Consider the following 22880-nt stretch of genomic DNA (forward strand, 5'->3'; position numbering starts at 1 on the left):
TATCTATCCAAATTTAAAGGCGACTCCGGTCATTTTCTGAAAATAAAGGTTGTCATCCCATTAATTCCCATAGTATCCCTTATTCATCGACTGAGACGGAGAGCAGGGGCATCTAAACGACCCCGACCACAATAATAAGCAGGTTTCATACAGGCCTTCGCTTTCATCGAAAAACAAGAGATCCGGCGCGCGGGCGAGCAGACATCCCCCCAGGTGGCGCGCGCAGTCGGACACCCCGCTCAGCGGGACGTGGAGGCGGGTTGATCAGTGGCAGCAGATCAACTCGCCCCTTTTAATTTTGGGGGACGGGACAGCGCGAAGCGCGAACGAAGGAGCGGTCTTTTGGGTCGCATGTTCAGAGGCGAAGGCCACCATAAGGTGGACACGAAGGGGCGGGTGTCGATTCCGGCCTCCTTTCGCCGTGTGCTCGAAGCTGCTGACCCAAATTGGCAATCCGGTGATAATCCAGAGCTTGTGATCGTCTATGGTGACGAGCGCCGCAAGTTTCTTGAGGTTTACACCATCGAAGCCATCAATGAGGTGGATGAAAAGATTGCAGCCTTGCCGCGCGGCTCCATGCAGCGCAAGATGTTGCATCGCATGTTCCATGGCCAGTCCTTCCCTACAACTGTGGATGAGACCGGACGCCTGGTTCTGCCCGCCAAGCTGCGCAACAAAATCGAACTGGAAAAAGAAGCCTTTTTCATTGCAGCCGGTGACACGTTCCAGATTTGGAATCCGGACGTCTATGAAGCCGAAGAACTGGCGCAAAGCGAAAAATGGATGGAAGAGCTGCCCGAGGACTTTGATCCAACGGAGTTCCTGGATGGTATCTGAGGGAATTAAGTGATGACAGAAACAGGGGATAAGGCGCCACATATTCCGGTCCTGTTGCGGCCGTTGCTTGCGGCGGTTGCCCCGGTTTCTGGACGCTGGCTGGATGGAACCTTTGGTGCCGGTGGCTATTCGCGCGGACTGTTGGAAGCAGGCGCCGATCAGGTGATTGGTGTGGATCGCGACCCGCTTGCCTTTGATATGGCTGCGGCCTGGAAAGACCAGTATGGCGACCGTCTGGTGCTGCAGGCCGGTGTGTTTTCCAAGATGGATGACTACGCGCAGGATCTGGATGGCGTCGTGCTTGATCTTGGGGTGTCGTCGATGCAGCTCGATCTGGCAGAGCGCGGGTTCTCCTTTATGAAAGATGGCCCGCTGGATATGCGCATGTCGCAATCCGGGCCAAGCGCTGCAGATCTGGTGGCGGAACTTGATGAGGTTCAGCTGGCGGATATTCTTTTTACCTTTGGTGAAGAGCGCGCAAGCCGCCGTATTGCCAAATCGATTGTAAAAGAGCGCGCGATTGAGCCAATCACCACCACGTTGCGTCTGGCGCGGATCATTGAAGGCTGTCTGCCACGTCCTAAACCGGGCCAGTCGCATCCGGCGACGCGCAGTTTTCAGGCGCTGCGCATTGCGGTGAACGCTGAATATGAAGAGCTGTTTCAGGGGCTTTTGGCGGCGGAACGCGCGCTGAAACCCGGTGGGCTGTTGGCGGTTGTGACCTTTCATTCGGTCGAAGATCGCATGGTCAAACGTTTCTTCCAGCACCGGGCGGGGCGCACGGGACGCGCCAATCGTTATGCGCCGGAAATTGAAGAGACCCCCAATCAATTTGAACTGGTCACCCGCAAGGCCGTTGGGCCGGATGATCAGGAATTGGATGAAAACCCACGTGCGCGTTCGGCGCGCCTGCGGGTGGGGCGGCGCACGGGGGCTGCGCCCGAAGCGATTTCGCCCAAAGAACTTGGTATGCCATTGTTGAAAGAGGAGCGCAGATGAGAACGCTTCTGTATATTGCCACAGCGATTTCCGTCTTTTGTCTGGCGTTCTGGGCCTATCAGGAAAACTACGCCACCCAGCAGGTGTTGAAAGACACCCGCAAGCTGCAGCGCCAGATCGGCGCGGCGCAGGCCCGGCTGAGTGTGTTGCGGGCGGAATGGGCCTATTTGAACCGGCCAGACCGGTTGCGTGAACTGGCTGAGCTGAACTACGACCGGCTTGGCCTGTTGCCGCTGCGCCCGGATCAATTTGGCCAGGTGGGTGAGATCGCCTTCCCTGAGCAGGAAATCGAAATCGAAAACGGGGTGGTGGTCTCCACCTTGAACGCGGAGCGCCTGCCATGATCCGCAAACCGCTGCGCCCGCTTGCCCGTGTTCTGGCTGCCCGCGCCAAAGGCGAAAACCCCGATGTGATCGAACGCGAGAACCTGCGCGAACGTCACGCTCAAATGGAGGTGAGATCGCGACAGCGTGCCGAGGGGCGTTTGCTGGTGCTTGGGGTGTTTTTTATCTGCGCTTATGCTGCAATTGCTGGGCGTATGGGAATGATGGCCACCGCAGAACCGGCTGAGCCTTTGGCCAATGTCGCAGGTAGCGCCATTGCGATGCAGCGCGCCGATATTGTGGACCGTCATGGTCGCATTCTGGCAACGAACTTTGAAACGCACTCGCTTTATGCGCAGCCACCGCAGATGATTGACCCGGTGATTGCCGCTGAAAAACTGGTTGAGGTCTTTCCCGACCTTGAGCGCGACGAGCTGGTTGAGAATTTCACCGGCAAGCGCAAGTTCCTGTGGATCAAGAAAAAGATCAGCCCCGAGCAAAAACAGGCCGTGCATGATATTGGCGATCCCGGCCTGATGTTTGGCCCGCGCGAGATGCGCTTGTATCCCAATGGCCATCTGGCGGCCCATGTTCTGGGCGGTGCAAGCTTTGGCGTTGAGGGGGTGAATGCCGCCGAGGTCAAAGGCGTTGCGGGTGTTGAAAAGCAGTTTGATGACTATCTGCGCGATCCGGCCAATGGCAACGCGCCGCTTGAACTGTCGCTGGATCTGTCAGTGCAGGCCGCAGCCGAACAGGTGCTTGATGGCGGCATGAAGCTGATGAATGCCAAAGGCGCGACGTCGATCCTGATGGATGCGCATACCGGTGAGGTGATCTCGGTCGTGTCGCTGCCGGATTTTGATCCCAATGATCGGCCACGTCCGCCCACCGATGGGTTTGACCCTTCGGTCAGCCCGCTGTTTAACCGGGCGGTGCAGGGGGTCTATGAGCTGGGCTCAACCTTTAAAATCTTTGCCACCGCACAGGCGATCGATCTGGGGCTGGTGGGGCCAGAGACCATCATTGATACCAAAGGTCCGCTGCGCTGGGGCAAACACGCCATTCGCGATTTTCGCCACTATGGCAACGCCTTGTCGGTCACTAAAATTATCGTCAAATCCTCCAATATCGGCACTGCGCGCCTGGCGCAGCAGATCGGTGTGGCGCAGCAGCGTTCCTTCCTGGATCAGCTGGGTCTTTTGGAGCCGACACCGGTTGAAATCGTCGAAGCCCAGGGTGGCCAGCCATTGCTGCCGCCAAACTGGTCTGAACTTTCGGCGATGACGATCTCTTATGGGCATGGCATTTCCACCAGCCCGATGCACCTGGCGGCGGGCTATGCGGCGATTGCCAATGGTGGGCACTATGTGGCGCCGACGTTGCTGAAACAGGACGGGCCGCAATATGGCCACCGGGTGATGTCTGAACGTGCAGCGCGGGAATCGCAGATCATGCTACGCAAAGTGGTGACCGAGGGCACCGCCTCCTTTGGTGAGGTTCCGGGTTATCAAGTGGCGGGTAAAACCGGCACCGCCGATAAGCCGCGCCCACAGGGGGGCTACTACGAAGACAAGGTGATCGCGACATTCGCCACCATGTTCCCGGCCGATAATCCCGAATATGTGCTGGTGGTTACATTGGATGAGCCATCTATCGTAGCCCATGGCGAAGAACGCCGCACCGCAGGCTGGACCGCTGTGCCGGTGGCCGCCGAAATGGTGGGCCGTCTTGCACCGCTTTTGGGGCTGAGACCACGCGTTGAACCTGCTGCGCTGAGTGATATAACCCTGACCTCCAATTGATCTGCGAGGGCGCGAGATGAGCAATGCAACACAACGGCCGCTGAGCCAGCTGGGTCTCACGGCGCGCGGTGGCAGTGATCCCCTTATTCACGGGCTTGCCACCGACAGTCGCAAGGTTTCTGAGGGGTTTCTTTTTGCTGCATTGCCAGGATCCCAGGTGCATGGCGCGCGCTTTGTGCCGATGGCGCTGGAACTGGGGGCGGCTGCGATCCTGACCGATGTGGATGGGGCGGCGCTGATTGCGGATCAGATCGGTGATGATGTGGCGCTGGTTGTGGTGGAAGACCCTCGCCAGTCTCTGTCTGGCGCAGCCGCGCTTTGGTATGGGGCGCACCCCGATACAATGGTTGCGGTGACCGGCACCAATGGCAAAACCTCGGTGGCGACATTTGTGCGTCAGATCTGGGAGGCGCTGGGGCACGCTGCGATCAATGTGGGAACCACCGGCATCGAAGGCGCGTGGAGCCATCCGCTGCATCACACAACACCAGATCCTATCACATTACACGCGGCATTGGCTGAGGCTGCAGAGGCTGGCATCACCCACGCCGCGATGGAAGCCTCATCGCATGGGTTGGATCAGCGGCGGTTGCATGGGGTGCATCTGGCCGCGGCCGGGTTCACCAATTTCACCCAGGATCATCTGGATTACCACGAAACATTTGATGCCTATTTTGCCGCCAAGGCCAGCCTGTTTCGTTCTGTGCTGCCCGAAGACGGGGTGGCAGTGATCAATATGAACGACGAGCGCGGTGTGGAAATGCGCGCCGTTGCTGCTGCCAAGGGGCAGGAGGTGCTGACTGTTGGCCTCGGGCTTGGTGATCTGGCTCTGGTGGGCACCCGTTATGATGCCTCAGGTCAGGATATTCGGTTTACCTGGCATGACACGCCGCATGTGGTGCGGCTCAATCTGATTGGGGGCTTTCAGGCGGAGAACGTGCTGCTGGCGGCGGGGCTGGTGATTGCCAGCGGCGAAGCGCCCAACGATGTCTTTATGGTATTGCCGCAGCTTGCCACCGTGCGTGGGCGCATGCAGCTTGCGGCAACGCGCGACAATGGCGCAACCGTGTTTGTGGACTACGCCCATACGCCGGATGCGGTAGCGACCGCCATTCAGGCCCTGCGCCCACATGTGATCGGTCGCCTTATCGCTATTGTTGGCGCCGGTGGCGATCGCGACACCAGCAAGCGCCCGTTGATGGGTGCGGCGGCTCATAAACACGCCGATATGGTGATTGTCACCGATGACAACCCGCGCAGCGAAGACCCGGATGCAATCCGCGCCGCTGTGATGGGCGGTGCGCCTGGGGCGCATAATATTGGTGACCGGGCCGAAGCGATTTTGCGCGGCGTGGATATGCTGCAGGCGGGGGATGCGCTGATTATCTGTGGCAAGGGCCATGAAAGCGGACAGGTTGTTGGCGATCAGGTGCTGCCTTTTGATGATGTGGAACAGGCCAGCATGTCAGTTGCGGCTCTGGATGGGAGGCTTGCGTAATGCTGTGGACCGCAGAAGAAGCGCAGCGCGCCACGGGTGGCCGCGTACAGGGCGATTGGGCAGTGTCTGGGATCTCCATCGATACCCGCACGATTGAAACGGGTGATCTGTTTGTGGCGCTGAAGGCCGCGCGCGATGGCCATGATTTTGTGGCGCAGGCTTTGGTAAAAGGCGCGGGGGCGGCACTGGTGTCGCGTGTGCCTGACGGCGTGTCTGCTGATGCGCCCTTGCTGATTGTGGATGACGTGCAGACCGGTCTTGAGGCGCTGGGGCGCGCGGCGCGGGCGCGGACATCGGCCAAGGTTGTGGCGGTGACCGGATCTGTTGGCAAAACCTCAACCAAGGAAATGCTGGCCGCGATGTTGCAAGATCAGGGCAAGACCCATGCAGCCGTGGCGAGCTATAACAACCACTGGGGCGTGCCGCTGACGCTGGCGCGGATGCCGCGTGACACAGACTTTGCCGTGATCGAAATCGGCATGAACCACCCCGGTGAAATTGCGCCGCTGGCGCAGCAGGCACAGCCGCATGTGGCGATGGTGACCACAGTTGCGGCGGTGCATCTTGAAGCTTTTGAAGATGTTGCAGGCATTGCTCGCGAAAAGGCGGCGGTCACATCTGGCCTGCTGCCCGGCGGGGTTGCGGTGCTGAATGCGGATGTGGACACCGCAGATGTTTTGCGCGCCGAAACAGCAGGTTGTGATCAGCGCTGGTTTGGCCAGGTGGCGGAAAACCAGCTGCATTCGGTTGAGTCCACAACTGATGGTCTGCGCGCCCGTGTGTCTGTTGCGGGCCGAGAGCATGCATTGAATATACAGTCACAGGGGGCACATTTTGCCATGAACGCGCTTGGCGCTTTGGTCTGTGTTGATGCGCTTGGGGCTGATGTTGCGCGTGCGGTTGCAAGCCTTGCGCTGTGGTCGCCGGTCAAGGGGCGCGGTGCGCGGCTGGAGCTGGACTGGCACGGTGGCGTGCTGACCGTTTTGGATGACAGTTATAATGCCAACCCGACTTCGGTGGGGGCGGCGCTTGCGGTGCTGGCGCAGTCCAAGGGGCGCAAGATTGCGATTCTTGGTGATATGAAAGAGCTGGGGCCCGAGGAAAAACAGATGCATGCGGCGCTGGCCGCGCTGGACGCGATGCAGGCGATTGATACCGTGCATTGTGTGGGCCCGTTGATGGCACATCTGCACGCGGCGTTGCCGGTCGAAAAACGAGGCGCGCAGTGGCAATCAACCGCCGAGGCCCTCGCAGACCTTCCGTCACAATTGAAGGCGGGCGATATCTTGCTTGCCAAAGGCTCGCTTAGTGTCGGGCTTGGAAAGCTGGTTGACGTGCTCAGGGATATGAGCGATGCCCGCGCGAATTGAAACCACAGGGAATAGGATTAAAACCCCATGTTATATTGGCTGACCGCTCTCTCAGATGGCGGCGATGTTTTCAACCTGTTCCGCTATATTACCTTTCGCGCCGGCGGTGCCTTTCTGACCGCGCTGATCTTTGGCTTTCTGTTTGGAAAACCTCTGATCAATGTGCTGCGCAAAAAGCAGGGCAAAGGCCAGCCAATTCGTGATGACGGCCCCGAAAGCCACCTCTCCAAGGCGGGCACCCCCACCATGGGCGGGCTGCTGATTGTGGGTGCGCTGGTCACCAGCACGCTGATGTGGGGGCGGCTCGATAACCCCTATGTGTGGATGGTGCTTCTGGTGACGCTTGGCTTTGGCATGATTGGTTTTGCGGATGATTACGCCAAAGTCTCCAAGCAAAATACCAAAGGGGTGTCGGGCAAGGTACGTCTTGCGCTTGGTGTGCTGATTGCGGTGCTGGCCACAGCCTGGGCCACCTATTTCCATCCCGAAGGGCTGCAAAACCAGCTGGCTCTGCCGATCTTCAAGGACACGTTGGTCAACCTTGGCCTGTTTTATATTCCCTTTGGCATCTGTGTGATCGTTGGGTCCGCTAATGCGGTCAACCTGACCGACGGGCTTGATGGTCTGGCGATTATGCCTGCGATGATTGCAGGCGTGACGCTGGGGGTGATTGCCTATGTGGTAGGGCGCGCGGATTTCACCGAATACCTTGATGTGCACTACGTGGAAGACACCGGTGAGATCTTTATCTTCACCATGGCGCTGTTTGGCGCGGGGCTCGGTTTCCTGTGGTATAATGCGCCGCCTGCGGCTGTGTTTATGGGCGATACCGGTTCGCTTGCTTTGGGTGGTGCGCTGGGGGCAATTGCGGTTGCAACCAAACACGAGCTGGTGCTGGCGATTGTTGGTGGCCTCTTTGTTGTTGAGGCGCTTTCGGTCATTATTCAGGTGTTCTATTTCAAACGCACCGGCAAACGTGTGTTCCTGATGGCACCGATCCACCACCACTATGAGAAAAAAGGCTGGGCTGAGCCCACCATTGTGATCCGCTTTTGGATCATCGCGCTGATCCTTGCGATGATTGGTCTGGCGACACTGAAAGTACGTTGATCCAGATGATAGCTGATCAGAGGAGGGCTGCCCAAACGGGTGGCCCTTTTTCCTTTGGGTGGCTTGCAAGTTTTTGCAATCTCGGTACAGGGTTGCTGCAGCAAAGATATGAGGTGGCAGATGATCCCGGTGGTAGGTTTCAAAGGCGCGCAGGTGGCGGTTCTGGGATTGGGGCGGTCTGGCCTCGCAACGGCGCGGGCGCTGGCTGCGGGTGGGGCAGAGCCGATCTGCTGGGATGACAATCCAGCCGCACGTGACGCCGCCGAAAATGAAGGCTTCAGCTGCCGCGATCTCTCGCGTCAGGGGGCGTTTGATGGCATTGCCAGCCTGATTGTTTCACCCGGCATTCCGCATCTTTATCCCGCCCCCAATCCGTTGGTGTTGGCCGCGTTAAAGGCCAGCGTGCCGGTGGACAATGATATTGGTCTGTTTTTCCGTTCGCTGGCGACCCCGGAATGGGACCGGTTTGAACAGATGCCCAAAGTGGTTGCTGTGACCGGCTCTAACGGGAAATCCACCACGGTTGCGCTGCTGCATCACATTCTGGAAGAAGCCGGGCGTGAAAGCCAGCTTGCGGGCAATATTGGCCGCGGGGTGCTGGATATTGATCCGCCCGGTGATGGTGGCGTGGTGGTGCTGGAACTGTCGAGCTATCAGACCGATCTGGCCCGCGCGCTAACGCCGGATATTGCGGTGTTTACCAACCTCAGCCCCGATCATCTGGATCGTCACCACGGCATGGGGGGCTATTTTGCCGCCAAACGTCGTCTGTTTGCCGAAGGTGGTCCGGATCGCGCCATTGTTGGCATTGATGAGGCCGAAGGGCTTTATCTGGCGGGGCAGCTTTCAGAAGGGGCGGCGGATGATCGGGTTATTCGCCTGTCTTCGGGTCAGAAACTCACTGGTGCAGGCTGGAACGTTTTTGCCCGCAAGGGGTTCCTAAGCGAATACCGCAAAGGGCGGCAGGCCGGATCGATTGATCTGCGCGAAATGAAAGGCTTGCCCGGCGCGCATAATCACCAAAACGCCTGTGCAGCCTATGCGGCGGCGCGTGCGCTGGGGCTGGCCCCGCGCCAGATCGAGGCGGGGCTTGAGAGCTACCCTGGTCTGCCGCACCGCAGCCAGACCATCGCTGATGTGGACGGTGTGCGATATGTGAACGACAGCAAAGCCACAAACGTAGACAGCGCCATCAAAGCATTGAGTGCGTTCAAAAAGATCCGCTGGATCTGTGGCGGTCTGGAAAAAGAGGGCGGGCTGGACGCGTTGAAAGGCCAGACCGGCACTGTGGAAAAAGCCTATGTGATTGGACGTGAGGCTGCAAATTTTGCCATGCAGCTTGATGTTGTGTCTGAGGTTTGCACCACAATGGAGCAGGCAGTGGCAGCGGCGATGGCGGATGCGCAGCCGGGGGATACGGTTCTATTGGCTCCGGCGGCGGCGAGCTTTGATCAATACAACAGTTTTGAAACCCGCGGCGAGGATTTCATTGCGCAGGTAGACGCGCGTTTGAACCGGTAAGAGGGGGCTTTAGGGCCCGCCAAAGCGGAAAATTACGTCCCGGCAATGGCCCTGCCTGCGGCAAAGCCCGAGGCCCAGGCCCATTGGAAATTATAGCCACCAAGCCAGCCGGTGACATCCACCGCCTCGCCAATGGCATAAAGGCCGGGGCGGGATTTGGCTTCCATGGTTTTGGACGACAGCGCATCGGTGTTGATGCCCCCAAGGGTGACCTCAGCCGTGCGGTAGCCTTCGGTCCCTGCGGGTTTCAGCTGCCAGTTGGAGAGCTGGTCGCAAAGCTGTTGCAGCGCCTGATCGGATTGATCCGCAAGGCGGCCGCTGAGGCCCAGTTCCGGCACGAGAAACTCCACCAGACGTGCGGGCAGATGTTTGGCCAGCTCGGTTCTGAGTTCGCGGCGGCCCGAAGTTTGGCGCTGACTGCGCAAGGCCGCAAACAACGCACCATCGGGGATAAGGTTCACCGCGATGTCTTCGCCTTCCTGCCAGTAGGACGAAATCTGCAACACTGCCGGGCCTGAAAGGCCGCGATGGGTGAACAGCAAGGCTTCATCAAAGCTTGTGCGCGCATTTGAAAGCCGCGCGGGCAGCGCAACGCCTGCAAGCGGTGAAAACCGCGCTTCCGGAAAGGTAAACGGCACAAGCCCCGCACGCGTGTCAATCAGCGGCAGATCAAACTGGCGCGCCAGATCATAGGCAATCCCTGTTGCGCCCATTTTGGGAATGGATTTGCCACCAGTGGCAAGCACCAGATTACGGCAGGTGATCGCGATCTCACGCCCGTCGCGCAGCAGTTTCACGCTATAGCCATCCGCGCTGGTGTTCACTGATTGAATGGATGTTTCCAGCCAGAGGTCGGTGCCTGCTGCTTTTAGCTCCTGAACCAGCATCGCCACGATCTGTTTGGCAGAGCCATCACAAAACAGCTGCCCCAGGGTCTTTTCGTGCCAGGCGATGCCGTGACGATCCACCAGTTCAACAAAATCCCATTGGCTGTAGCGTGCCAGCGCCGATTTGCAGAAATGTGGATTCCGCGACAGGTAGTTTTCAGCCGCCGCATACATATTGGTGAAATTGCAGCGCCCGCCACCGGAAATGCGGATTTTCTCGCCGGGATTTTTGGCGTGATCCACCAGCAGCACATTTTGCCCCGCATGCGCTGCACACATCATGCCGGCGGCGCCAGCTCCCAAAATGACGGTCTCATAAAACATGCAACGCGCAGTGGCGCGAAATCATGCCAAAGGCAAGAGGAAGAGGCTGGTCTGAACGCAAGTTTCTGGTTACAGTTCTTTTAACGACCCCCAAAGGGGGCGAGTGAGGCAGTAATCAGATCCACATTAACGTGGCAGAAGCAGCGGCGGTATTACCATGACTGAAATGGTCTATGGCGCGGTTCCCCTACAGACAGGTGAGCCGATTCTCCCCAAATGGTGGCGAACTTTGGACAAATGGACGATGTCCTGCATCCTGTTGTTGTTCGTGATTGGGCTCTTGCTTGGTCTGGCCGCCTCGGTGCCGCTGGCGGCGCGCAACGGGTTTGATAATTTCCACTATGTGCAGCGCCAGGCCGTGTTTGGCGGCATGGCTCTTGTGGCGATGGTTGTGACCTCGATGATGTCACCGACATTTGTGCGCCGCGCTGCGGTGATTGGCTTTGCCGGTGCGTTTGTGGCGCTGATGCTGCTGCCGTTTCTCGGCACTGATTTTGGCAAAGGGGCTGTGCGCTGGTACAGCCTTGGTTTTGCATCGGTACAGCCGTCCGAGTTTTTGAAACCCAGTTTTGTGGTGGTGGCTGCCTGGCTGATTGCCTCTAGCCAGAAAATCAATGGCCCGCCCGGCACGCTGATTTCTTTTGGGCTGTGTATGACTGTGGTGATGTTTCTGGTGATGCAGCCAGATTTTGGCCAGTCCTGCCTGATCCTCTTTGGCTGGGGGGTGATGTATTTTGTGGCAGGCGCGCCGATGCTGTTGCTTGTGGGGATGGCCAGCGTTGTGGTGCTGGGCGGTATTGTTGCCTATTCCTCATCCGAGCACTTTGCCCGCCGCATTGATGGCTTTTTGAACCCTGATGTGGATCCAACCACCCAGCTTGGCTATGCCACCAATGCGATCCGCGAAGGGGGCCTGTTTGGCGTTGGTGTTGGCGAGGGTCAGGTGAAATGGTCGCTGCCAGATGCGCATACTGATTTTATCATTGCGGTTGCTGCTGAAGAATACGGGCTTGTGCTCGTGGTGATCCTGATTTTGCTCTACGCATTGGTGGTGGTGCGCTCGTTGTTTCGCCTGATGAAAGAGCGTGATACCTTCGTTCGCCTCGCGGGGACCGGCCTTGTCTGCATGTTTGGAGTGCAGGCGATGATCAATATGGGGGTGGCTGTTCGGCTGCTGCCAGCAAAAGGCATGACATTGCCTTTTGTGAGCTATGGCGGTTCATCCTTGATTGCGGGGGGGATTGCAGTGGGTATGCTTTTGGCGTTTACACGTGTACGTCCGCAAGGCGAGATCGCAGACTTCCTGCGTGGTAGCGGACGCAGGTAAAGATTGAAAAGAGTGATTTGATGGCACAGAAACTGCTTTTGATGGCGGCTGGCGGCACCGGAGGGCATATGTTTCCGGCGCAGGCTTTGGCAGAGGCAATGCTGGCAAAAGGCTGGCGGGTGAAACTGTCAACCGACCCGCGCGGCGCGCGCTACACCGGTGCTTTCCCGGATGGGGTCGAAATCCTGCAAGCCTCATCTTCCACCTTTGCCCGCGGCGGAGTGCTGGCAAAAGCAATGGTTGGGCCCAAGATTGCAATGGGCACGGCCTGTATGGCGATGAAAATGCTTCGGGATAAGCCGGATGTTGTTGTGGGCTTTGGCGGCTACCCGTCGATCCCGGCACTGGGGGCGGCAACGCTTTTGGGGCGTGCGCGGATGATCCATGAACAAAATGCCGTTTTGGGTCGGGTCAATCAGGTCTTTGCCAAACGCGTGGGCAAAATTGCCTGTGGCGCCTGGCCAACCGAGCTGCCCGAAGGCGCAACCGCTGTGCATGTGGGGAACCCGGTACGCGGTGCGGTGCTTGAACGTGCAGGTGCCGGCTATATTCCCCCCGGTGACTACCCTATGGAAATTCTGGTGATGGGCGGCAGTCAGGGCGCGCGTATCCTTTCCGATGTGGTGCCACCCGCGCTTGCAGCGTTGCCGATGGAGGTGGTGAAACAGATCCGCGTGTCCCATCAGGCGCGCGGCGAAGATCAAGAACGGGTCGCTGCTTATTACGAAGAACACGCCATTCGCGCAGATGTGCAGCCGTTCTTTCATGACGTGCCCAAACGCATGTCCGAAGCGCAGTTGGTGATTTCACGCGCGGGGGCCTCGTCGGTCGCAGATATCTCGGCGATTGGGCGACCATCTATTCTGGTTCCGTTTGCGGCAGCCACGGGTGACCACCAGACCGCCAACGCCCGCAGCCTTGTGGATGCTGGTGCGGCAGTGTTGATGCCCGAAAGCGCCCTTGACGTTCCCACGCTGACAGAGCACATCAGCGCAATTCTGAGTAACCCCGATGCCGCGCTGCAAATGTCGCTCGCGGCGCTTTCGGTTGCGATCCCCGATGCCACCGATCGTCTGGTGGCCGAGGTAGAGCAGCTGGCAGAGGAAGGATAAATATGAACCCTGCAACCAAACTCCCCGGCGACGTAGGATCGATCCATTTTGTTGGTATCGGCGGCATTGGCATGTCGGGCATTGCAGAGGTGCTGTTGAACCTTGGCTATGCGGTGCAGGGCTCGGATCTGAAATCTTCCAAAATCACCCAACGGTTGGAAACACTTGGCGCAACCGTGTTTGAAGGCCAGCGCGCAGAGAACCTGGAAAACGCCTCCGTTGTGGTGATTTCCTCGGCGATCAAACCGGGCAATCCGGAACTGGATGAAGCCCGCCTGAAAGGTCTGCCCGTGGTGCGCCGCGCCGAGATGCTTGCAGAGCTCATGCGGCTTAAATCCAATATCGCCATTGCAGGCACCCACGGTAAAACCACCACCACCACGATGATGGCGGAACTGATGGTGCACGGGAAATTTGATCCCACCGTGGTCAACGGCGGCATCATTCACGCCTATGGTTCTAATGCGCGGATGGGGCAGGGCGAATGGATGGTGGTTGAGGCCGACGAATCTGATGGCACCTTCAACCGCCTGCCAGCCACCATTGCCGTTGTCACCAATATTGATCCCGAACACATGGAGCACTGGGGCAGCATCGAAAACCTGCGTCAGGGGTTTTATGATTTTGTCTCCAACATCCCGTTTTATGGCATCGCCGTCTGCTGCACCGATCACCCCGAAGTGCAGGCGCTGGTGGGGCGGATCTCGGACCGCCGCGTGGTCACCTATGGGTTCAACGCCCAGGCCGATGTGCGCGCCATTAACCTGACCTACAAGGGCGGCGTGGCCCATTTCGACATTGAACTACAGGGCGAAGACAAAGTCATCGAAGGCTGCACCCTGCCAATGCCCGGTGATCACAATGTGTCAAACGCGCTGTCGGCTGTTGCGGTTGCGCGCCATCTGGGCATGCGCTCCAGCGAGATCCGCGAAGCGCTGGCAAAATTCGGCGGCGTCAACCGGCGCTTCACCAAGGTCGGCGAAGTCGACGGCGTCACCATTATTGATGACTATGGCCATCACCCGGTGGAAATCGCCGCCGTGCTCAAAGCCGCGCGCCAGGCGAGCGAAGGTCGGGTGATCGCGGTGCACCAGCCGCACCGTTATTCGCGCCTGTCTAACCTGTTCGAAGATTTCTGCGCCTGCTTCAACGAGGCCGATGTGGTTGCCATTGCCGAAGTCTTTGCCGCGGGCGAAGACCCGATCGAAGGCGCAGGCCGCGATGATCTGGTCGCCGGTCTCATTCGCCACGGCCACCGCCATGCACGCGCGATCCTGAATGAAGACGATCTCGAACGTCTTGTGCGTGAACAAGCGCGCCCAGGTGATATGGTGGTCTGCCTTGGCGCGGGGACAATTTCCACCTGGGCCAATGGCCTGCCTGCGCGGCTAAACGGGTAGGGCGGTGAATATCTCCCTCCTCCTGGCCTGCGCCTGGGTCATATTGGCCAATGTGCTGGCGATGATCCCAAGCCAGGACAACCACTGGCGCCGCGCCTATTTCCTGATCGGCGTTGGCATTCCCCTGCTGGGCTATGTGACGTTTGAAAACGGCCCCTGGTGGGGCATGGCGCTCTTGCTCGCAGGCATGTCCGTGCTGCGCTGGCCGGTGGTTTACCTCTGGCGCTGGATCACACGGCGCTAAGGTTTTACGGTAAAGCGAAGCTTTCCCCACAGGCCCCGGTTGTGTATGCTGCACGCTGATTTAAACGCAGCAGATTAGAGCAGCCCGTGGTTGAGATTTCAGAGATTAAAGACGCTGATAGCCTTCAAGCGTGGCTGAGACACCAGCCGCGTGAATTTTCCACAGTTGTTGCCGCTCGCAGCGCCCTGCGGGCGCTGCCCCTGTATCTGCACTGGAGCCTGTCCGATACTGCACGCAAGTCTGATTGGAAAGCACTGCCAGTCCTGCGCTGTAATCTTATCGCAGCGGTTGCATGCTCTGTGCCAACCGTTGCAATTAGGAGCGCTGCCGCTGATGCCCAAAGCCACGCGGCTAACCCCGCTCACCTTCACGACCACATCCACAGCGCTGTCGTTGCTGCTACCGAAGCTACCTTAGTAGCCGCCGCTTTCGACGTCCGCGACGCCTGCGCGACAACCGCCTTTGTCGCCCACGCCTCCGCCGAATCTGCCTTAGTCGTTGCCGCCCATCAAAGCGTCTGGGAAAACATTCGCCATGACTGTTCAAAGATAGTCATAGGTGGAAACCTGCTGCAGACACCGCTCTGGCGGGATCAAAACCCGCTCGCATATCTTTGGACAGTCTTACGCCCCAAGTTCCAGAGCGCCGATAACTGGCAGCCCGGTGATTGGCAGTTTTGGGTGGACTGGTACGAGCAGATGCTCGATCCTGTTTCCAACCCGCCGAACTGGGAGTTGCTAGAGCAGGTCGCTCTGATTGATCCAGATATTTGGAATGCTGGGCCGGAGGCAGTGAGCGAGGCAATTTCAGCTATCCAGCTTGGCTTTGCTGAACGCGCGCTCGCAACAGGGGAGCGGTTCGAATTCGATGAGGGCCGCAAGCTCTTTGTCCGCAACCCCGTGTCTGCAGAAGATGAAGTGACGCTGAAATACTGCGTTGATCGCCTGTCAGAACTTTCAGACCTTGCCGAAACCATGGGCAATATGCAGGGCATTCTTGGCGGGGAACTATTTTTTGTCCGCCGTGCCGTTGAAAACCACGCTGTCAATCCTGTGATGGTCTGGGACAACTGCGGCAACGCCATGCGGATGCTGAACGCCAATCTCGCCTCTGGCGCCTGCCCAGAAGGCGAACCCTATGTCACAATCCTGCAGGCCACGCTCACCGATGTGCGTCTGCGGCTTGAACGTGATCCGGCGGTGCAGCACGTTGCGCCCCATCGTCCAGAGGCAGCACCGATTGAGGATGAAAAGGCGGTTGAGGTGCTCACCGGCGCGCTTAATGAGGCGGCGGGGATGGTCGAACCTGAGGTTGCCGAAGAAATCGCACAGGATCGTGCCACGCTGTTAGATCGCTTCGCCGGGGTGGGGCGCAGAACCGCCGCATTCATCACCGGCGCTGCGCGTATCCTTGCCATAGTTGTTGCTGCAATTCCCGGCAAATTTCTCGGCGTGATGGATTATGGTGTGGCCTTCACTGAGCGACTGCAAAAACTGTCCGAAAATTGCGGTAAAATTGCAAAGGATATCCGGACGGTTACCGTCAGCGGCGCGCTTGGGACAGGTATAGTGACCACGGCCACCAGTCCTGAAAAGATTCCGCAAGCGATAGATATGGTCGTAAAATACTTTGGTGGCTGAATACTAAGTGCCCGCCTGGATACTGGCGAACCCGTGCCTGCCACGGGCACACAGGCGGATTGTGGCTGCGAATCTCTTTCTTCCCTCTGCCACATCCCCTAAACCAAGCCGATGTTTTTGAATCGCCTTTGAGTGGGACCCCCGATGACAGATCTTCCAACAGTGCGCGGCAAGTTGACAGCGGGTCGTGATCTTTCAGGCCTCACCTGGCTGCGTGTTGGCGGCCCGGCGGATTGTCTGTTTCAGCCCGCCGATCTGGACGATCTCTCTGATTTTCTGCGCGCGCTTGACCCCAATGTGGATGTGTTTCCCATTGGCGTCGGCTCCAACCTGATTGTGCGCGATGGGGGCCTGCGCGCGGTGGTGATCCGACTTGGGCGCGGGTTCAACACGGTTGAAATCAACGGTGACACGGTTGTTGCGGGGGCTGCGGCGCTGGATGCAATGGTTGCGCGCAAGGCCGCGGATCAGGGTGTGGATCTGACGTTTCTGCGCACCATCCCCGGTGCCATTGGCGGCGCGGTGCGGATGAATGCGGGCTGCTATGGGTCGTATATGGCGGATGTGTTGCAGTCGGTCACGCTGGTCACGCGCCAGGGTGAGGTCCGCGAATTGTCCGCAGCTGAGCTGAACCTGCGCTATCGCCAGTCAGATCTGCCCGACGGCGCGGTGCTGGTGTCGGCAACGCTGAAGGCCCCTATGGGTGATGCGGATGAGCTGCGCACCCGCATGGAGGAACAGCTTGCAAAACGGGATGCAACCCAGCCCACCAAGGATCGCAGCGCCGGTTCAACTTTTCGCAACCCGGCAGGGTTTTCCTCGACCGGCAGGGCGGATGATGTGCAAGATCTCAAAGCGTGGAAGGTGATTGATGATGCGGGCCTGCGCGGGGCCAGTATTGGTGGCGCGCAGATGAGCGAGAAACACTCGAACTTCATGATCAACACCGGTGGCGCAACTGCCGCAGAGCTGGAAGCTTTGGGCGAACACGTGCGAAAAACTGTTTACGAAAATTCCGGCATCACGCTAGAATGGGAGATCATGAGGGTTGGTGAGCCGCTGGATGATCAGCAGTAATTTTGGTAGGATTTTAGTGGTTTTTACATCCGGGTCTGGCCTGTTAAGGTTTTGCTAACCTACATTGATTATTGGTTAAATATGGCTCTGGCCCCCGTGTCTCGTACATGCGGCATGTGGCAAGAATCAGCCGGAGCCTTTGGGGGAATCCCCATAATAAGAGTGGTCCGAAATTGGGCTGCTATATAAGGGGCACAAAGCTCCAGAGCATTGAGGCGCGAAATGGTGGGTGGGACGAGCAAAGCACTCCCTTCTGTGGTGGTATTGATGGGTGGCCCATCGGCGGAACGTGAGGTGTCGTTGGACACTGGGCGTGGCTGCGCCGAGGCGCTGCGCGGCGAGGGCTATCCGGTTGTTGAAATCGATGCAGGCCCGGATCTGGTAGATCAGCTGCGCGCGCATAAGCCCGATGTGGTGTTTAACGCGCTGCATGGCCGCTGGGGCGAAGATGGCTGCGTGCAGGGCATTCTGGAATGGCTGCGCATTCCCTACACCCATTCCGGTGTGCTGGCTTCTGCGCTGACAATGGACAAAGAACGCAGCAAAGATGTTTACCGCCGCGCGGGGCTTCCGGTGGCAGAAAGTGGTCTTTTTCCCAAATCACAAGTGATGGCAGAGCATGTGATGCAGCCGCCCTATGTGGTGAAACCCAACAACGAAGGCTCCAGTGTTGGCATCTATCTGGTGCAGGAGCAGGGCAATACCCCGCCGAAACTGGATGACGCCATGCCCGATGAGGTGCTGGTCGAACGCTTTGTAGCGGGGCGCGAACTGACGGTTACGGTGCTGGAAGACCGCCCGCTGGCGGTGACCGATATCCTGACCGACGGCTGGTATGATTACGACGCCAAATACAAGGTCGGAGGCTCACGCCATGTGGTGCCCGCGGATCTGCCGCAAGAGATCACTGATCTCTGTCTGGATTATGCCGTGCGCGCGCATAAAGTATTGGGATGTCGCGGCATCAGTCGCACAGATTTCCGCTGGGATGACAGCAAAGGCCCGGCTGGGCTTGTCTTGTTGGAGACAAACAATCAGCCGGGGATGACAGCAACCTCGCTGGCGCCAGAGCAGGCTGCCTTTGCGGGGCTGAGCTTTGGCCAGCTCTGCGCGCGCTTGGTGGAGGATGCCTCATGCGATCGCTGAAGGCACTTTTTTACCGCGCGCCACGGGCGAAATCCGATCCTGCGCCCTCACGTTTGAAATACCGGATCCAGCGCTGGATGCTGACACCGGGCATTCGCATGGGGCTGCGCTATGGTCTGCCGGTCTGTGTGCTGGCAGCGGCAGCGGGTGGTTATCTCGCTAGCGAAGAACGGCGCGAGATTATTGCGGCAAGCTTTAATGAACTGCGCGCCGAGGTGCAAAACCGGCCCGAGTTTATGGTCAATGTGATGGCCATCGATGGTGCGGGGCGCGACCTTTCCACAGATATTCGTGAGATCGCCGCGCTGGATTTCCCGATCAGCTCTTTTGATCTGGAACTGTCCGAACTGCGCACTCTTGTCATTGGTCTTGATCCGGTGAAAACCGCTGATGTGCGCATCCGCCCCGGCGGGATCTTGCAGATCGATGTGGTGGAACGCACCCCCAGCGTGGTTTGGCGCAGCCGTGATGGGCTGGCGCTGTTGGATGAAACCGGTGCCTTTGTGGCTGAACTTGGCAGTCGTGATCTGCACCCGGATCTGCCGCTTGTTGCGGGCTCTGGCGCGGATGGCAATGTGCAAGAGGCGCTGCAGGTGGTGGCGGCGGCGCGGCCGCTTAAATCGCGCTTGCGCGGGCTTGAACGTGTGGGGGAACGGCGCTGGGATCTGGTGCTTGATCGGGGGCAGCGTATTTTGCTGCCAACCGAAGACCCGGTTCTGGCAGTGGAACGCGTGATCGCGGTGAGCGAGGTTCAGGATCTGTTGGAGCGTGATGTTGCGGTGGTGGATATGCGCCTTGGTCTGCGGCCAACCGTGCGTATGAATGATGATGCGGCCGAAAGCCTTTGGCATATCCGCGACACAGGGGGGCAGTGAGTTGGCCGATCTCTATCAGTCCCAGCGGGCGATGCGACAGATGCGGCGCCAGGCCATGCAGCGTGGCGTGGTTGCTATTTTGGATATTGGCACCTCAAAGATTGCCTGCCTGATCCTGCGCTTTGACGGGCCCGAACCGCTGAGCGACGACAATACCGTGGGCTCTCTTGCCGGGCAGTCCGGGTTTCGGGTGATTGGTGCCAAATCGACCCGCTCGCGCGGGGTGCAATTTGGCGAAATCACCGCCATGCAGGAAACCGAACGCGCCATTCGCACCGCGGTGCAGGGCGCGCAGAAAATGGCAGCGGTGCGGGTTGATCACGTGATTGCCTGTTTCTCTGGCGCGCGCCCGCGGTCTTATGGGTTGAACGCAAGCGTTGAGCTGGAAGGCCAGGAAGTCAGCGAAAACGAAGTGGCCCGCGTGTTGGCAGCCTGCGAAGTGCCGGAATATGGCGCTGACCGCGAAGTGCTGCATGCGCAGCCAATCAATTTCGCCCTCGACAATCGCTCGGGGCTCAGCGATCCGCGTGGCCAGGTTGGGCATACGCTGGAAACCGACATGCATATGGTCACTGTGGATGCGCTGATTGTGCAAAACCTCGTCCATTGTATCAAACGCTGTGATCTGGAACTGGCCGGGATTGCATCCTCGGCCTATGCGGCCGGGTTTTCAGCGCTGGTCGAAGATGAACAAGAGCTGGGCGCGGCCTGTATCGACATGGGCGGCGGCTCTACCTCAATCTCGGTGTTTATGAAAAAACACCTGATCTATACCGATGCTGTGCGCATGGGCGGGGATCATATCACCAGTGATATTTCCATGGGACTAAGCGTGCCGCCTGCCAATGCGGAGCGGATCAAAACCATGTGCGGCGGGGTGCAGGCTACCGGTGTGGATGATCGCGACATGATCGACATTGGTGGTGATACCGGCGATTGGGAGCACGACCGGCGCACGGTCAGCCGTGCGGAACTCATCGGCATTATGCGCCCACGGGTGGAAGAAATCCTCGAAGAGGTGCGTGAACGCCTGGATGCGGCCGGGTTTGACCATCTGCCCAGCCAGCAAATCGTGCTCACCGGGGGCTCCAGTCAGATCATGGGGCTTGATGGGCTTGCCTCGCGCATTCTGGGCCATCAGGTGCGTCTGGGGCGGCCGTTGCGTGTACAGGGTCTGCCACAATCTGCGGCGGGGCCAAGCTATGCGGCGGCCGTGGGCCTGTGTCTGCTGGCCGCGCATCCACAGGATGAATGGTGGGACTTTGAAATGCCGGTAGATCGTCACAGCAAAGGCTCGTTTCGCCGTGCGGTGCGCTGGTTTAAGGAAAACTGGTAAAGCTGCGTGACAGCGCTGGCAGAAATTGCTAAAATCAGATTAATTGCCGCAGAATGACGGCTATAAGGCGGTCGAGCAGGCCCCGAACATAGAGTTTCATTGATCCGCAGTGTATCTGTGGGGTGTAGATGTTTGTTGTGTTCTGAGTGTGTGAAGCCCCTATATATGCCGCCATCGGCGAAATGCCGCGGATTCTTTTGAGCGTTAGCGCCATATTTTGTGGGCGTATTCGCTTTTTGGGATGACGCGTTAGTCGTCGTTGGATAGAGTTACACCAATTCAGGATAGGAAAACCCCTTTGCGGGAGGGGTATAACAACACAGGCGGACAGATCATGGCACTGAACCTTTCGATGCCCGGACAAGAAGAATTGCGGCCTCGGATCACTGTATTTGGCGTTGGCGGTGCCGGCGGCAATGCTGTGAACAATATGATTGCAAAAGAGCTTGAAGGCGTCGAGTTTGTCGTTGCCAATACCGATGCCCAGGCGCTGCAGCAAAGCTCAGCCAAAAGCAGAGTGCAGCTGGGTGTCAAAGTCACCGAAGGTCTGGGCGCCGGCGCGCGCCCCTCGGTTGGCTCCGCTGCCGCAGAAGAAAGCATTGAACAGATCGTAGACCATCTTGCGGGCGCACATATGTGCTTTATCACCGCGGGTATGGGCGGCGGCACCGGCACCGGTGCGGCTCCGATCATTGCGCAGGCTGCACGTGAACTTGGCGTTCTGACCGTTGGTGTTGTGACCAAGCCGTTCCAGTTCGAAGGCGGCAAGCGTATGCGCCAGGCCGAGGATGGCGTGGAAGCGCTGCAGCGGGTTGTGGACACGCTGATCATCATTCCAAACCAGAATCTGTTCCGTCTGGCCAATGAAAAAACCACTTTCACCGAAGCCTTCTCCATGGCGGATGATGTGCTGTATCAAGGTGTGAAAGGTGTGACCGATCTGATGGTCCGCCCGGGTCTTATCAACCTCGACTTTGCTGACGTGCGCGCCGTAATGGACGAAATGGGCAAAGCGATGATGGGCACCGGCGAAGGCGAGGGCGAAGATCGCGCCGTTCAGGCCGCTGAAAAAGCCATTGCCAACCCGCTGCTGGATGAAATTTCCCTGCGTGGTGCCAAGGGCGTGCTGATCAACATCACTGGTGCGCATGACCTGACCCTGTTTGAACTGGACGAAGCCGCCAACCGCATCCGCGAAGAGGTGGACCCAGAGGCAAACATCATCGTGGGTTCGACCCTCGACACTGAGATGGAAGGCAAGATGCGCGTGTCCGTTGTGGCCACTGGCATCGATGCGACCGACGTCAACACCGATATGCCGGTGCCGCGTCGCCCCATGTCTGCGCCGCTGACCAAAACCGTATCTGCAGAAACCAAAGAGCCGCTTGAGCTTGGCGCGGTTGCTGCCCGTGTAGAAGAGCCGGTGCAACAGCAAGCGCAAGAACCTTCGCTGTTTGAAGGCATGGAGCCTGTCGCCGCAGAAGAGCCCGCGCCTGAAGTGGTTGAAGTCTACGAAGAGCCTGCGGGCGATGATGGTCTGCCACCCCCGGCTTACCGTCCTGCCGTGTCTGAATTCCAGCCACAGGCCGATGCGGCCCCGGTTGAACAGCAGCAGGGATTTGTTGCACCCAAGGCACCCGCTCCGGGCACGCCAACGCCCGAAGCGCTGCAACGCCTTCAGGCCGCTGCTGCCGCAGCGCAGCCGCAGTCGCGCATGGCACCTCCAGCGCAGCAGCCGGTTCAGCAGCAACAACAGGCGCAACAGCCGGATGCAGCAGAGCAGCGCCGTTTTGGCCTGAACTCGCTGATCCACCGCATGACCAACCATGCGGATAATGCGCCCGCCGCTGCCGCACCGCGCCAGCAGCCTCCGGTTCAGCAACAGGCTGCAGCGCCGCAACAGGCGGCACCGCAACAGCAGCGTCAAGCCGACCCTGAGCAGGAACGCATCGAGATCCCGGCGTTTTTGCGGCGCCAAGCCAACTGATTGTTGCAAAATGTTACGAAAATTGGCCGCCCCGTGGGCGGCCTTTTTCTTTTTAGAACATGTGC

19 protein-coding genes are annotated in these 22880 nt (G+C 58.8%); 18 read left to right on the forward strand and 1 reads right to left on the reverse strand.

What is annotated here, in order from left to right:
- Positions 1-378 precede the first annotated feature (378 nt).
- The 8 genes from mraZ (at position 379) to murD (ending at position 9460) form a co-directional block, all read left to right on the forward strand.
- Entirely contained in the window at positions 379-837 is a 459-nt protein-coding gene (mraZ, locus tag GG681_RS00065) for a division/cell wall cluster transcriptional repressor MraZ (protein ID WP_328593208.1), read from the forward strand.
- 12 nt (positions 838-849) lie between these two features.
- Complete coding sequence (rsmH, locus tag GG681_RS00070; RefSeq protein WP_153543844.1) at positions 850-1836, forward strand: 16S rRNA (cytosine(1402)-N(4))-methyltransferase RsmH; 987 nt, start codon at positions 850-852, stop codon at positions 1834-1836.
- Positions 1833-2180 (forward strand): cell division protein FtsL, encoded by a 348-nt coding sequence (gene ftsL, locus GG681_RS00075; RefSeq protein ID WP_153543846.1) that lies wholly within the window; start codon positions 1833-1835, stop codon positions 2178-2180. Before rsmH ends, ftsL begins: the two co-directional genes overlap by 4 nt.
- Positions 2177-3961 (forward strand): peptidoglycan D,D-transpeptidase FtsI family protein, encoded by a 1785-nt coding sequence (locus GG681_RS00080; protein ID WP_153543848.1) that lies wholly within the window; start codon positions 2177-2179, stop codon positions 3959-3961. Before ftsL ends, GG681_RS00080 begins: the two co-directional genes overlap by 4 nt.
- Before the next feature lie 16 nt (positions 3962-3977).
- A complete protein-coding gene (locus GG681_RS00085) occupies positions 3978-5459 on the forward strand; it encodes a UDP-N-acetylmuramoyl-L-alanyl-D-glutamate--2,6-diaminopimelate ligase (RefSeq protein ID WP_153543850.1) in 1482 nt (493 codons plus the stop codon).
- Positions 5459-6829 carry a UDP-N-acetylmuramoyl-tripeptide--D-alanyl-D-alanine ligase gene (locus GG681_RS00090; RefSeq protein ID WP_153543852.1) on the forward strand — a complete coding sequence of 457 codons (1371 nt, stop codon included), beginning with the start codon at positions 5459-5461 and terminating at the stop codon, positions 6827-6829. Before GG681_RS00085 ends, GG681_RS00090 begins: the two co-directional genes overlap by 1 nt.
- Before the next feature lie 27 nt (positions 6830-6856).
- Positions 6857-7939: a phospho-N-acetylmuramoyl-pentapeptide-transferase gene (gene mraY / locus GG681_RS00095; protein ID WP_153543854.1), complete on the forward strand. Its 1083-nt coding sequence runs from the start codon at positions 6857-6859 to the stop codon at positions 7937-7939.
- 120 nt (positions 7940-8059) lie between these two features.
- Positions 8060-9460 (forward strand): UDP-N-acetylmuramoyl-L-alanine--D-glutamate ligase, encoded by a 1401-nt coding sequence (gene murD / locus GG681_RS00100; RefSeq protein WP_153543856.1) that lies wholly within the window; start codon positions 8060-8062, stop codon positions 9458-9460.
- A 32-nt stretch (positions 9461-9492) separates the two neighbouring features.
- Here murD and GG681_RS00105 read toward each other — a convergent pair whose 3' ends face one another.
- Positions 9493-10671: a BaiN/RdsA family NAD(P)/FAD-dependent oxidoreductase gene (locus GG681_RS00105; RefSeq protein WP_153543858.1), complete on the reverse strand. Its 1179-nt coding sequence runs from the start codon at positions 10669-10671 to the stop codon at positions 9493-9495.
- A gap of 157 nt (positions 10672-10828) precedes the next feature.
- Here GG681_RS00105 and ftsW point away from each other — a divergent pair, with 157 nt between their 5' ends.
- The 10 genes from ftsW (at position 10829) to ftsZ (ending at position 22815) form a co-directional block, all read left to right on the forward strand.
- A complete protein-coding gene (ftsW, locus tag GG681_RS00110; RefSeq protein WP_153543860.1) occupies positions 10829-11998 on the forward strand; it encodes a putative lipid II flippase FtsW in 1170 nt (389 codons plus the stop codon).
- Between the two features lie 20 nt (positions 11999-12018).
- The gene (locus tag GG681_RS00115) at positions 12019-13110 is read left to right on the forward strand and encodes a UDP-N-acetylglucosamine--N-acetylmuramyl-(pentapeptide) pyrophosphoryl-undecaprenol N-acetylglucosamine transferase (RefSeq protein ID WP_153543862.1); all 1092 of its coding nucleotides are present in this window, start codon (positions 12019-12021) and stop codon (positions 13108-13110) included.
- A gap of 2 nt (positions 13111-13112) precedes the next feature.
- Positions 13113-14510, forward strand: coding sequence for a UDP-N-acetylmuramate--L-alanine ligase (murC, locus tag GG681_RS00120; protein ID WP_153543864.1), 1398 nt, complete (start codon positions 13113-13115; stop codon positions 14508-14510).
- 4 nt (positions 14511-14514) lie between these two features.
- Entirely contained in the window at positions 14515-14754 is a 240-nt protein-coding gene (locus GG681_RS00125) for a DUF2484 family protein (RefSeq protein ID WP_328593209.1), read from the forward strand.
- 86 nt (positions 14755-14840) lie between these two features.
- The gene (locus GG681_RS00130) at positions 14841-16394 is read left to right on the forward strand and encodes a hypothetical protein (RefSeq protein ID WP_194287107.1); all 1554 of its coding nucleotides are present in this window, start codon (positions 14841-14843) and stop codon (positions 16392-16394) included.
- Positions 16395-16538: 144 nt separating this feature from the next.
- Positions 16539-17471, forward strand: coding sequence for a UDP-N-acetylmuramate dehydrogenase (murB, locus tag GG681_RS00135; RefSeq protein ID WP_153543868.1), 933 nt, complete (start codon positions 16539-16541; stop codon positions 17469-17471).
- Between the two features lie 267 nt (positions 17472-17738).
- Positions 17739-18617: a D-alanine--D-alanine ligase gene (locus GG681_RS00140; RefSeq protein WP_235899683.1), complete on the forward strand. Its 879-nt coding sequence runs from the start codon at positions 17739-17741 to the stop codon at positions 18615-18617.
- The gene (locus tag GG681_RS00145; protein ID WP_153543872.1) at positions 18605-19492 is read left to right on the forward strand and encodes a cell division protein FtsQ/DivIB; all 888 of its coding nucleotides are present in this window, start codon (positions 18605-18607) and stop codon (positions 19490-19492) included. The genes GG681_RS00140 and GG681_RS00145 overlap by 13 nt, the downstream gene beginning before the upstream one ends.
- Position 19493: 1 nt before the next feature.
- The gene (ftsA, locus tag GG681_RS00150; RefSeq protein ID WP_153543874.1) at positions 19494-20828 is read left to right on the forward strand and encodes a cell division protein FtsA; all 1335 of its coding nucleotides are present in this window, start codon (positions 19494-19496) and stop codon (positions 20826-20828) included.
- A gap of 334 nt (positions 20829-21162) precedes the next feature.
- Positions 21163-22815 carry a cell division protein FtsZ gene (ftsZ, locus tag GG681_RS00155; protein ID WP_153543876.1) on the forward strand — a complete coding sequence of 551 codons (1653 nt, stop codon included), beginning with the start codon at positions 21163-21165 and terminating at the stop codon, positions 22813-22815.
- Positions 22816-22880 lie beyond the last annotated feature (65 nt).

The sequence above is a fragment of the Tritonibacter aquimaris genome (assembly GCF_009617595.1).
Classification (GTDB): domain Bacteria; phylum Pseudomonadota; class Alphaproteobacteria; order Rhodobacterales; family Rhodobacteraceae; genus Epibacterium; species Epibacterium aquimaris.

Excerpts from the sequence above, each read along its gene's own strand:
- rsmH (WP_153543844.1), top strand. The coding sequence starts at position 850 with ATGACAGAAACAGGGGATAAGGCGCCACATATTCCGGTCCTGTTGCGG.
- ftsL (WP_153543846.1), top strand. The coding sequence starts at position 1,833 with ATGAGAACGCTTCTGTATATTGCCACAGCGATTTCCGTCTTTTGTCTG.
- GG681_RS00080 (WP_153543848.1), top strand. The coding sequence starts at position 2,177 with ATGATCCGCAAACCGCTGCGCCCGCTTGCCCGTGTTCTGGCTGCCCGC.
- GG681_RS00085 (WP_153543850.1), top strand. The coding sequence starts at position 3,978 with ATGAGCAATGCAACACAACGGCCGCTGAGCCAGCTGGGTCTCACGGCG.
- GG681_RS00090 (WP_153543852.1), top strand. The coding sequence starts at position 5,459 with ATGCTGTGGACCGCAGAAGAAGCGCAGCGCGCCACGGGTGGCCGCGTA.
- mraY (WP_153543854.1), top strand. The coding sequence starts at position 6,857 with ATGTTATATTGGCTGACCGCTCTCTCAGATGGCGGCGATGTTTTCAAC.
- murD (WP_153543856.1), top strand. The coding sequence starts at position 8,060 with ATGATCCCGGTGGTAGGTTTCAAAGGCGCGCAGGTGGCGGTTCTGGGA.
- GG681_RS00105 (WP_153543858.1), bottom strand. The coding sequence starts at position 10,671 with ATGTTTTATGAGACCGTCATTTTGGGAGCTGGCGCCGCCGGCATGATG.
- ftsW (WP_153543860.1), top strand. The coding sequence starts at position 10,829 with ATGACTGAAATGGTCTATGGCGCGGTTCCCCTACAGACAGGTGAGCCG.
- GG681_RS00115 (WP_153543862.1), top strand. The coding sequence starts at position 12,019 with ATGGCACAGAAACTGCTTTTGATGGCGGCTGGCGGCACCGGAGGGCAT.
- murC (WP_153543864.1), top strand. The coding sequence starts at position 13,113 with ATGAACCCTGCAACCAAACTCCCCGGCGACGTAGGATCGATCCATTTT.
- murB (WP_153543868.1), top strand. The coding sequence starts at position 16,539 with ATGACAGATCTTCCAACAGTGCGCGGCAAGTTGACAGCGGGTCGTGAT.
- GG681_RS00140 (WP_235899683.1), top strand. The coding sequence starts at position 17,739 with ATGGGTGGCCCATCGGCGGAACGTGAGGTGTCGTTGGACACTGGGCGT.
- GG681_RS00145 (WP_153543872.1), top strand. The coding sequence starts at position 18,605 with ATGCGATCGCTGAAGGCACTTTTTTACCGCGCGCCACGGGCGAAATCC.
- ftsZ (WP_153543876.1), top strand. The coding sequence starts at position 21,163 with ATGGCACTGAACCTTTCGATGCCCGGACAAGAAGAATTGCGGCCTCGG.